The following is a 12099-nucleotide window of genomic DNA, read 5'->3' as shown; positions in this document are numbered from 1 at the left end:
AAATGAATGTTAAATTTATCGCTTTACTTGGCTTTGCATTTTTAATGCAAGCTTGTATTGACGATTTAAACGTGACACCGGAAGATCCGCTGTCTACGACAGTCGACCAGTTTTATAGTCGACCAAACGCTTATGAAGAGGCAATTTCCGGAGTTTATGGTAATTTATCATTAACTGGTACGGATGGTGCAGGATCATCAAACATCGGTGGAATCGATGCTGGAACAAGTCAATATGGCCGTACTTTATGGTACATGCAGGTATTGGCAACAGATGAAGTAATTTGGAGTTACGAAAATGACCCGGGAACTCGCGAAATTCAAAGAAATATTTGGAATGCAGCAAATCCTATTTTTAGAGGAATGTTTAGTAGAGCAATGTTTCATGTTGCCTTAGTAAATGAATTTTTGAGAGAATCTACACCTGAAAAATTAGCATCAAGAGGAGTTTCTGATCCTCAGCGAGTTGCTAAAATTGAGGAGTATAGATTAGAGGCTCGTGCACACAGAGCGTTAGCCTATTATCACATGATGGATTTGTTTGGTAAGGCTCCATTTGTTACAGAAAACGACCCAATCAATACAGCAGGGCCGGAGTATAACAGACAACAATTATTTGATTTTGTAGAGTCAGAATTATTGGAAATTCTCCCAAATTTAAAAGCTCCAAGAACAAATGAAGCTGGTCGTTTAGATCAAGGATTCGCACGTATGATTTTAGCAAAAATTTATTTAAATGCTGAAGTATATGTTAACGAAAACAGATATGCAGATTGTTTAGAACAATGTAATGCAATCATTACGGGAGGCTATACTTTGAATCCAAATTATTTGAACAACTTTAAAGCAGATAACAACTTGTCGTCTGAAATGATTTTTGCAATTCAATCAGACGGTAATGTAACTCAAAATTTTGGGCCAACTACAGTAATGATTAATGGAAGTGTTGGTTCTATTGAACAAAACGGTGCATCTCTTGGCGTTGGTGCCGGAGGTTGGGGTGGTGCTCTTCGTTTGAGAAAACAATTTGTTCAAAAGTTTGACGGGACAGATTTTGAGAATGACGCCAGAAACACAATTATTGCAGGTTCAAGAATCATTGAAATTACAGATGTTGCAGACAGAGATTCAGGCTATATTTTAGCAAAGTTCTCCAATGTATCATCTACAGGAGTACCAGGTCCAAATTCTACATTTGTGGATACAGATTTTCCATTGTTCCGTTTAGCAGATGCGTATTTGATGTATGCTGAATGTGCTTTACGAGGTGCAGGAAGTGAATCTATTGCTCTTGGTTATGTAAATTCTTTGAGAGAACGAGCAAATAATGGGTCAAGTGCCGCTAACATTACTGCCTCTGAAATGACGTTAGATTTTATACTAGATGAAAGAGCAAGAGAATTACATTGGGAGTCTCACAGAAGACAAGATTTAATTCGTTTCAATAAATATACCGGCGGAATTTATAATTGGGCTTGGAAAGGTAATGGAGCGAACGGAATTTCAATACCTTCTCATTTGAAGTTATATCCTATCCCAGAAGCTTCACTAGCATCAAATCCTAACTTAACTCAAAATCCTGGATATTAATCCAAATTGTATAACTTAAATAATAATTAAAATGAAAAATAAATTTAAAATAGTATTAATTGCCCTTTTATCTATGGGTTTTTGGTCTTGTGAAGATGAACAAGAACTTTTATTTTCAACACCTTCTGCTGAATTTGCTATGTTGACACCTGATGCTGGGACAGCTGTTGTATTAACTCCTGAGCTAGGAACTAACCCTGCATTAACAGTAACATGGGAAGATGCCAATTATGGTACACCTACAGCTGTGACTTATACAGTAGAGATAGCAGAAACAGGAACAGATTTTTCTGATTTAATTGAAGCGGCAACAACTAATAACACCACCATTACTTGGTCTGTTTTAGAATTAAATGGTGCTGCTGTTGCTGCAGGTTTAATGCCTTTTGAGCAAGGAGGATTAGATATTAGAGTCCGTGCAAACACCGGAACAACAGGTTCACAGCCAACATATTCTGATGTACGTACAGTATTAATAACAACTTACTCTACGGAATCACCAAAACTAGCAGTTCCAGGAAACCACCAAGGATGGAATCCTCCAACTGCTCCAAGATTAGCTTCTTCTGGTTTTGGAGAAACAGATTATGAGGGATTTGTATGGTTAGATGGTGGTTATAAATTTGTTGGACCAGACGGTTCAGGTAATTTTAATTGGGGTAACACTGATTGGGGTGATGATGGTTCTTTTTCGGGAGTATTAGCTGAAACAGGAGAGTCTGATTGTACTGCTACTGCTGGTTATTATAGAGTTCAAGCGAACACTTCAACACTAACCTATTCTACTACTCCAACTTTTTGGGGAATTATTGGAGCGGCTACTCCAGGCGGTTGGGATAATAGCACTGCTTTGACCTATAATCCGACAACAATGAAATGGGAAGGAATTGTTACAATGACTGCAGGAGAATTTAAATTTAGAGCTAATAATGCTTGGACAATTAATTTAGGTGGAGATCCAGTTGAGATGAGTTATGATGGTTCAAACCTTTCTGTAGATGCAGGAGGTGATTATTTAGTTGAGTTAGACTTGTCTAATCCAAGAGAATATACTTACACGTTAACCGCACAATAAAGGTTATACTTTTAGAAAAGGGCTGTATTCCTACAGCCCTTTTTTATAATTAAAAAATTACTACTATGAGAAGAAATTATTTTTTTACCTTTTTTTTAGCTTTGATTTCATCATTATCCTTTGCTCAAGTGACCATTACACCGGCAACGTTTAATGTTGATGATCAAATTACTATTACAGTTTCTACAGCTGCTCAGTCTTGTAACCAAATTGGAACTAATCCTCCTAAAGTATACATGCATGCCGGAATAGGCGATGATGTGAATGCTTTTGGGTTTTCTGTAATAGGGAACTGGGGGCAAGACGATAGTATCGGATTAATGACTAATAATGGAAATGGTACATGGTCTATTACCTTAACACCGAGTACCTATTTTGGTATAAATGCTACGCAACAAGCTAATGCTACCAAGTTAGGAATGGTTTTTAGAAATGCTAATGGTTCTCAAACTTTAAAATTACCACCATCTTGTGGCGATTTTATTTTTAACGTTGGTACATTTCAAGTTAATTTATCCTCTCCAGTTAATAATAGTTCTACCATAATAAACTCGGGAGGAAATATTTCAGTAGCAGCCACTAACACAGGTGGTAACGCAAGTTACGTGTTAAAAGCAAATGGTGTAACGATTAATTCAAATGCTTCTACTTCAAGTTATGCTTTCAATCATACAAACATAACCTCTAATCAAAGTTATGAACTTCAAATTACACTTGGCTCATCAACAATCACAAGAAGATTTAGTGTTATTGTAAATCCCGGGACATTATCACAAACTATTCCATCAGGATTAGAAGATGGTATAAATTACAATCCTTCTGATCCAACTAAAGCAACATTAAAATTAAATGCTCCTGGAAAAGATTTTGTTTATGTAGCCGGAAGTTTTAATAACTATCAGCCTGATGGTTCTTATGCCATGAAAAAAGATCCTTCGACAAATATTTTTTGGTTGGAATTAACCGGTTTAACACCAGGTCAAATTTATACCTATCAATATTGGGTTGTCGATCAAACGCCAGTGGCCAATTCTCCTGTTTTAGTGAAAACAGCTGATATGTATTCCACATTGGTTTTGTCACCATTTGACGATCCATGGATTCCTTCAACATCATATCCAAATTTGCCCACATATCCTGCCGGGCAAGAAAGAGAGGTTACAGTACTGCAAACTGGTCAAGCCCCATATAATTGGAGTGATGCCACTTTAAATTTTGTTAAACCTAATAAAGATAATCTAGTAGTTTATGAAGTTTTAGTAAGAGATTTTGATGCAAATAGAAATTATCAAGACCTTATAAATAAGATTGATTATTTTAGAGATCTAGGTGTTAATGCAATTCAATTAATGCCCGTGATGGAGTTTGAGGGTAACGAAAGTTGGGGTTACAATACATCTTTTCACTTGGCATTGGATAAATTTTATGGAACTCCGGCCAAGTTTAAAGAATTAGTAGATGTTTGTCACCAGAATGGTATTGCCGTAATTTTGGATGTTGCCTTAAACCATTCTTTTGGAAGAAATCCAGGCATCAGAATGTGGATGAATGATCCTGATGGAGATGGATGGGGACTACCTTCAACTGATAATCCTTATTATAACACAACTGCAAGACATAGTTATAGTGTTGGTGAAGATTTTAATCATCAATCGGCGTTAACTCAGTATTATACAAGAAGAGTTGTTAAACAATGGATCGAAGAATTTAAAATTGATGGTTTCCGATGGGATTTAACCAAAGGGTTTACACAAAATTGTACTGGTGGTGATGACGGTTGTACGAATGGTTATCAAGCCGATAGAGTTCAAGTTCTAAAAGATTATGCCGATTATTCTTGGAGTTTAGATCCAAATCACATCGTAATTTTTGAACATTTAGGTTCTGATAATGAAGAGCAGCAATGGGCCAATTATAAACTAGGTGAAGGTAAAGGTATTTTAATGTGGGGAGAAATGTACACTCAATACAAAGAACTGGCCATGGGATTTGCCAATCAAAATATTACCCGAATGGGACATGTCAGTAGAGGTTTTACCGGTAAACGTTTAATTGGATACCCAGAAAGTCATGATAAAGATAGAATGATGTACGAAGCCATAACCTATGGAAATGGTGGAGGTTCTGCTCCTGTAAATGGTAATTTAACCAATGCTTTAGCCCGAATGGGAGCTATTGGAGCGACAAGTATTTTAGTGCCCGGTCCAAAAATGATCTGGCATTTTGGTGAGCTAGGTAGCAATCAATCAATTTTCACTTGTGCTAATGGCTCAGTAAATGATGAAGGTGCCAACCCACCGGGTGATTGCAAATTAGATACCAAACCACAAGTGCAATGGTCTGAAAATTGGCTAGCAGATCCAAGAAGAATAGCAATCTTTGACGATTGGTCAAGAATGATAAAACTTAAAATTAATGAACCAGTTTTTAACGGTGATTATGCTATAAGTCCAAACGGAAGCAATATCCGTCAGCGAATATATGTTTTCAATAATTCTTTACCTGCTTCTCAATTGAAAAATGTTGTCATATTAGCTAATTTTTCAGTAGCTGCACAAAATATTACTCCAGATTTTCCTTATACGGGAACTTGGTATAATTTGATGGATGATACACCAATTACGGTTACCAATACAACTACCGCAATCAATCTTCAGCCGGGAGAATTTAGAGTATATGGAAATCAACCTTCTACTTTGTCTACCAATAATTTTGAAATGAATTCAAATGTTACATTGGCACCAAACCCTGCATCCGGTTCGTTTACCATTTCAGTTGCTACAACGAAAGTAGAAGTTTACTCTGTAACCGGTCAATTAGTAAAATCTTTCAATAATTCGTTTAGTTCAGATTACTCTTTTGATGTAAGCGATTTAAATAAAGGTATATATTTTGTGAAAGCTGCCGATGTAAACGGAAGCGAAAAAACAATGAAGTTACTCAAAAATTAATATTTAGAGTTAGTTAATTATATTGTAATGCCATTAAACCCAGTTATTTGACTGGGTTTTTTGTTGTTACATAGACTATTGTAAATTCAGTCGGAAAGCTATAATTTCGTAGCATGAAAAAGTCCAAAAAAGAAATAGTTTTTAAAGTTTTAAAAATCACAGGAATCACTTTAGTAGTTTTAGTGCTTTTGCTTTTTTTGTTGCCCACACTTTTCCCGGAAACCATTACAAATAAAATTAAATCATTTGCAAATGAAAAACTGAATGGTGAGTTAAGTTTTAAAGAAACAGATCTTTCTTTTTTCACTCATTTTCCTTCGTTAACCTTGACGTTGGATGAGTTTTTGTTAAAAGGGTCTGCACCATTCGAAAAAGATACTTTAATTTCGGCCAAAGAAATTGCTTTCGGGATTAATTTAAAATCAATTTTTTTTGACGAAAAGATAAAAATTGATAAGATTTTTGTTTCCGAAGGTTTTATCAATGTAAAAGTAGACACAAAGGGACAGCCAAATTATAACGTCTATGTTTCTGAGAGTAAAGAAGTTCCCTCCGATTCTACTTCTGCATCCATTAAACTGGAACGAATTGATATCAAAAAGATGCGGTTATTATATGATGACAAATCTACCAAAATATTAATGAAAGCCAAAGATTTCAATTATTTAGGTAAAGGCGATCTTCATGAATCTATATTTGATTTAAAAACGAAAGCACAAATTGAAGGATTCGATTTCTCTTTTGACAACCAAGATTATTTAACAAATAAAAAGGTTAATGCCGAACTAATTACAAAAATTAACACCAATTCGCTTGCCTTAATTTTTGAGGAAAATAATCTGATGATTAATAAATTGCCAGTTGAATTTAAAGGCAAGTTTGATTTCTTAAAAAATGGTTACGATTTAGATTTTAATGTAAAATCGGAGAATAGTCAACTCAATGATTTTTTTACAGCCTTACCACCTCAATTTGTCACATGGTTGACTAAAACTACTATCAAAGGAAAAACAGATTTACTTTTTTCTTTAAAAGGAAAATACATTGCAGAAGAAAATAAAAAACCGGATATTCATTTCAATATGAAAATAAGAGATGGATTTATCTCTTATAATAAGACACCTCTTCCGGCAGAAAATATTTTTTTGAATTTCGACACCAAACTCCCTTCTTTAGATGCCGAAAAATTGGTTTTAAAAATTGACTCCATCTATTTTGATGTTGGAAAAGATTTTTTTAACGGAAATATAAAATGGAAAGGAATGGCTAATCCGGATATCGACGCAAGAATACGTTCGAAATTAGATTTAGCCAAATTAGATCAAGCAATAGGTATTGAGAATATGATACTTAAAGGAATATTTTCAGCTGATATTGTTTCAAAAGGAAAATACATAAAAGATAAAAATCAATTTCCGGTAACAAAAGGAGATTTAGAGCTCAAGAATGGTTTTATTCAATCAAGCTACTATCCAAACCCGATAACAAATATAAATTGTAAGGCTAAGGCAATCAATGAAACAGGAAAATTAAAAGATTTATCAATACAACTCTCTCCGGCCTCTTTTTCTTTTGAAAAGAAACCATTTGCTTTAGTCGCTTCTTTTAAAGATTTTGAAGATATTAATTATGACATTAAAGCAAATGGCGAATTAGACATTGAACGAATATATAAAGTTTTTTCTCATAAAGGATTAAATGTAACCGGTTATGCAAAAATGGATTTGTCTTTAAAAGGCAAACAAAGTGACGCCTCAAACGGCCGATATGCCAACCTTCAAAATAGTGGTGCTCTAACGTTGAAAAAGATAAAAATAAATAGTGAATTTCTTCCGTTACCTTTTGTAATAGAAGAAGGAGATTTCTCGTTTTATCAGGATAAAATGAATTTTACAAATTTTAAGGCTACTTACGGGAAATCCGATTTCAAAATGAATGGTTACATGGAAAATGTAATCAATTTTGCTTTATCGGAAAATCAAGTTTTGAAAGGGAATTTTAAAGTAGAATCTGATTTTATTCAGGTCAATGAATTTTTAACTTTATCAGGTAATACTAATATTGAAGAGCAATCTACTACTGAGTTTGGGGTAGTTGTTATTCCTTCTCAATTTGATTTTACTCTGAATGCAAATGCCAAGAAAATCAATTTCGATGAATTAAATATTGAAAATCTAGCAGGAAAAGTGAAAGTAAATCAAGGTAAATTAGCTTTACAAAACACCGTGTTTTCACTAATTGGTACACGAGTGGCTATGAATGCCCTTTACTTTCATGAAACGCCTACAAGAGCAAATTTTGATTACAAAATCAAAGCCACTGATTTTGATATTAAAAGAGCATATAATGAAATTCCATTATTTAGAGAAATGGCCTCAGCAGCTGAATATGCTGAAGGAATAGTATCATTAGATTATAAAATTGCCGGAAAGTTGGATGGCAATATGACACCGGTTTTTCCTTCATTATTAGGGGGCGGTACGCTTTCAGTGAAAAACGTGAAAATGAAGGGATTTAAATTATTTAATACTGTAAGTCAAAAAACGGAGACGGAAGCTCTAAAAGATCCGGATATTTCCAAAATTGACATTAAAACAACTGTAAAAAATAATATCATAAAAATTGAACGCTTCAAATTTAAAGTATCCGGTTTTAGACCCAGAATCGAAGGCGAAACCAGTTTTGACGGAAAAATAAATCTGAAAATGCGAATCGGACTTCCTCCGCTGGGAATTATTGGTATCCCAATTAAAGTGACCGGAACACAAGAAAATCCAATTATTGGATTAGGTAAAAAAACAGAGGATTTGGAGGAAACGGAATATGAAGAAGGAATGGAAAACTTACCCAAAACTCCAGAAGTCATTCCTACAACTGAATTACCGGTTGTTACACCAAAAGATAGTATCAAAAATTAGAAAACAAAAAACCCGAATAAAACTATTCGGGTTTAAGTGGTACCTCCAGGGATCGAACCAGGGACACACGGATTTTCAGTCCGTTGCTCTACCATCTGAGCTAAGGTACCTTTGCTGATGCGGGTGCAAATATAGAACGATTTTTATTTTATACAAAACAATTATTAAAAAAAATCTATTCGTACCTTCGTCGGCAGAAATGTAAAAAATGGTTTTAGTTGTTGATATAGGAAATACGCGAATTAAATGTGCTGTTTATGAGCTGGATACATTCAAGGTAGCATTTGTGTTTACTGAAAAGGAAGCCGAAAATAATTTTAAAAATATTTTATTTTCCTATCCTAATGTTACCGATTTAATCGTTTCCTCTGTAGCAAAAACGTTAACTTTTGATTTTCAAACAATTTCAAACGACTTAAACATACATTTTGTTTCCAATTTAGACTCGTTTCCTTTTGAAAATAAATATGCCACACCCAAAACATTAGGAGTAGATAGAATGATTTTGGCAGCAGGAGCAACCTTGTTGTATCCAAAACAAAATCGCTTAATTATTGATGCAGGAACTTGTGTTACCTATGATTTTGTGGATGAAAATGATAACTATTGGGGAGGAGCAATATCTCCCGGATTTAGACTCAGGTATGAGTCACTTCATCAATTTACAGCAAAATTACCGTTATTAACTTTAGAGGAACCCGAGGGACTCGTTGGAAGTTCAACCAATCAATCCATTCATTCGGGAGTTGTTAACGGATTAATTTGCGAAATAGACGGTTTTATAGAACGCTATAAACAGCAAAATGAAAACTTTACCATAATTTTAACGGGTGGGGATGCTGTTTTTTTGGCAAAAAGATTAAAAAATACCATATTTGCCAATTCAAATTTCCTTTTGGAAAGTTTGAACCAATTTTTTCAATATAAAATCAAAAATGATTAAAAAAATTCTGATAGGCTTTTGCTTATTTTTTTCAGCAGTAATCTGGGCTCAGGAAGGAACGGCTTCTCCTTATTCTTTTTATGGAATTGGTGATGTTAAATTTAAAGGTGCAGTTGAAAATCGTACAATGGGAGGTGTGAGTGTTTTTAGTGATTCCATTCATGTTAATTTGCAAAATCCGGCATCATTTTCACATTTAAAATTTACAACGTTTACGGTTGGGGCAAACTATAATAATGTAAATTTAAAAACCGAATCACAATCTGAAAATGCCACCAGAACCACAATTGATTATTTAGTGGTTGCTGTCCCGGTATCAAAAAAGTTTGGAGCTGCACTGGGTTTACTTCCTTTTTCTTCTGTAGGATACAAAATTGAAGATGTTAACGAAGATAGAACACAACCAAGTTCTAAGTATTTTGGAGAAGGTGGAGTTAATCGATTTTTTGGAGGATTAGCATATAAGTTTAATGACAATTTAAGTATCGGTGCTGATGTAAGTTATAATTTTGGAAACATTTCAACCAATTCCATCGAGTTTATTCCGGATATTCAATACGGGACAAGAGAATTGAATGCTAGTAGAGTAAATGGTGTGAGCTATAATTTTGGTGCGATGTATAACAGAAAAATAACCGAAAAGATGACACTTTTTGGTAGTTTGGCATATTCTCCCGAAAGTACTTTAAGTATTGATAATGAACGAAATATTACTACCGTTTTAGTGACTAATGATTTTAGTGTTATTCCACAAGAAGATGGAATTACACAAGAAAGCACTTCTAAACTAAAATTGCCTTCAAAATTTGTCTTTGGAGCAGGAATTGGAGAAGTAAGAAAATGGGTGATTGGTGCAGAATTAACAATGCAACAATCAAGTAATTTTGGTAATCGATTCAATGATATTGATAATGTTGAGTATGAAAATTCCACAAAGTTTAGTTTAGGAGGATACTATATTCCAAAGTATAATTCTTTTAACAGATATTTGGAAAGAGTAACCTACAGAGCCGGTTTCAACTATGAAAACACAGGTTTAATCATTAACAACGAGTCTATAAATAATTATGGCATAACTTTTGGATTAGGTTTGCCACTTGGAGGAAGTTTTTCTAACATTAACATCGGTTTTGAGTATGGAAAAAGAGGAACAACCAATGCCGGATTGGTAGAAGAAAACTACACCAATGTATTTATCAGTCTATCATTAAGTGATAGATGGTTTGTAAAAAGAAAATATGAATAATACAGAAATTTTATAACTATGAAAACTAAATTAATTATTGTATTTGCGTTTCTTATCGGAATGACTAATGTAAATGCCCAGAACGCCGCTGATTGTGCTGAAAAACTATCCATTTTTAATGAGCTTTGCAAAGCAAAAGATTTTGTAGCAGCCTATGAGCCATGGATGTATTCACGTAAAAATTGTGCTTCTTTTCATGAGGCCATCTACATCAGAGGAGAGCAAATATTAAATTACAGAATAGAAAATGCCAAATCTCCTGCAGAAAAAGAAACGGAAGTTCGTGATTTGATAAAAATGTATGGTGAGTATGACACTCATTTTCCTAACAATAACAAAGGGAATAAAGTGAGAAAATCAATGGCATTATTCGAAAACAATGTAGGTACACCAGAAGAAGTTTATCAATTAGTGGACGAAGCGTTCAAAAATGATAGAGCAAACTTTACCAATGCCAAAGCACTTTATGTGTATTTTGAAATTTATGTAAATGATTTTGAAGCCGGTAAAAAAGGGATTCAACTACAAGATTTATTTAATAAATATGACGAAATTTCAGATAAAATTGATGAAGAAGAGAAAAAACTATCTGACGAGTTGGACGTAATTTTACAAAAAGAAGAGGCTGGAACAGAATTAACTAAGAAAGAATCTAATGTTAAAAATGCTAATCAAATTAACTTAGATGCTTTTCAAACTATTAGAACAAGTATGGACACTAAAATTGCTCAGTTGTCAACTTGTGATCGTTTGATTCCATTCTTAGGAGGAAGTTTTGAAGAGAAAAAAGGAGATGCAGAGTGGTTAAGAAGAGCTGCAGATCGTTTAGACAAAAAAGGATGTTCTTCAGACCCATTGTTTTCTAAAATATCTGAGACATTACACCAGTTGAATCCTACAGCTAAGTCCGCCTACAACTTAGGCGTTTCTTACTACAACAAAAAGAATACAGCTAAAGCATTGGAGTATTTTAACCAATCCGCAGAATTACACAAAGACAGTGGAGAAAAAGCAAAAGTATATTACACAGTTGCCAGAAATATTTATGGTAGCAGCAATAAATCACAAGCGAGAGCATTTGCCGAGAAAGCAATTGCAGCAAAACCTTCATTTGGAGAAGCTCATGTGTTTATTGCTCAACTTTATGCCAATAGTGCTAATGAATGCGGAAGTGATCCATTTGAAAAAAGAGCAATTTATTGGTTAGCTGCTTCAACTGCAAGAAAAGCGGGAACTTCTGCCGGTAACGCTGCAGCAGCTTCGTATGATAAATTGGCTCCAACAAAAGCTGAAATTCATACATCAGGTAGAGCAGGCGAGTCAATCCGTTTTAACTGCTGGGTTGGAAGAAGTGTTACGGTTCCTAACTTATAAACA

7 protein-coding genes and 1 tRNA gene are annotated in these 12099 nt (G+C 34.3%); 7 read left to right on the top strand and 1 reads right to left on the bottom strand.

What is annotated here, in order from left to right:
• Positions 1–2: 2 nt before the first annotated feature.
• The 4 genes from ACIQ0M_RS01585 to ACIQ0M_RS01570 all read left to right on the top strand — a co-directional run bounded on the left by ACIQ0M_RS01585 (position 3) and on the right by ACIQ0M_RS01570 (position 8533).
• The gene (locus tag ACIQ0M_RS01585; protein ID WP_396149034.1) at positions 3–1589 is read left to right on the top strand and encodes a RagB/SusD family nutrient uptake outer membrane protein; all 1587 of its coding nucleotides are present in this window, start codon (positions 3–5) and stop codon (positions 1587–1589) included.
• A gap of 31 nt (positions 1590–1620) precedes the next feature.
• Positions 1621–2664, top strand: coding sequence for a SusE domain-containing protein (locus tag ACIQ0M_RS01580; RefSeq protein ID WP_396149032.1), 1044 nt, complete (start codon positions 1621–1623; stop codon positions 2662–2664).
• 65 nt (positions 2665–2729) lie between these two features.
• Positions 2730–5615 carry an alpha-amylase family glycosyl hydrolase gene (locus ACIQ0M_RS01575; RefSeq protein ID WP_396149030.1) on the top strand — a complete coding sequence of 962 codons (2886 nt, stop codon included), beginning with the start codon at positions 2730–2732 and terminating at the stop codon, positions 5613–5615.
• Between the two features lie 113 nt (positions 5616–5728).
• Positions 5729–8533 carry an AsmA family protein gene (locus ACIQ0M_RS01570; protein ID WP_396149028.1) on the top strand — a complete coding sequence of 935 codons (2805 nt, stop codon included), beginning with the start codon at positions 5729–5731 and terminating at the stop codon, positions 8531–8533.
• A 37-nt stretch (positions 8534–8570) separates the two neighbouring features.
• Here ACIQ0M_RS01570 and ACIQ0M_RS01565 read toward each other — a convergent pair.
• Positions 8571–8643 (bottom strand) — tRNA-Phe (locus tag ACIQ0M_RS01565).
• Positions 8644–8741: 98 nt separating this feature from the next.
• On the opposite strand from ACIQ0M_RS01565, the gene ACIQ0M_RS01560 reads away from it, so the two are divergent.
• From ACIQ0M_RS01560 to ACIQ0M_RS01550, 3 genes are read left to right on the top strand one after another with little or no spacing between them, the layout of a single operon-like run.
• A complete protein-coding gene (locus tag ACIQ0M_RS01560; RefSeq protein WP_396149026.1) occupies positions 8742–9476 on the top strand; it encodes a type III pantothenate kinase in 735 nt (244 codons plus the stop codon).
• A complete protein-coding gene (locus tag ACIQ0M_RS01555) occupies positions 9469–10722 on the top strand; it encodes an OmpP1/FadL family transporter (protein WP_396149024.1) in 1254 nt (417 codons plus the stop codon). Before ACIQ0M_RS01560 ends, ACIQ0M_RS01555 begins: the two co-directional genes overlap by 8 nt.
• An 18-nt stretch (positions 10723–10740) precedes the next feature.
• On the top strand, positions 10741–12096 hold the full coding sequence (locus tag ACIQ0M_RS01550) for a tetratricopeptide repeat protein (protein WP_396149022.1): 1356 nt from the start codon (positions 10741–10743) through the stop codon (positions 12094–12096).
• Positions 12097–12099: the final 3 nt, after the last annotated feature.

It is taken from the genome of Flavobacterium sp. (assembly GCF_044339515.1).
Lineage (GTDB): Bacteria > Bacteroidota > Bacteroidia > Flavobacteriales > Flavobacteriaceae > Flavobacterium.
Note: the sequence above shows the minus strand (reverse complement) of the source record. Positions and strands in the feature narration are given on the sequence as shown.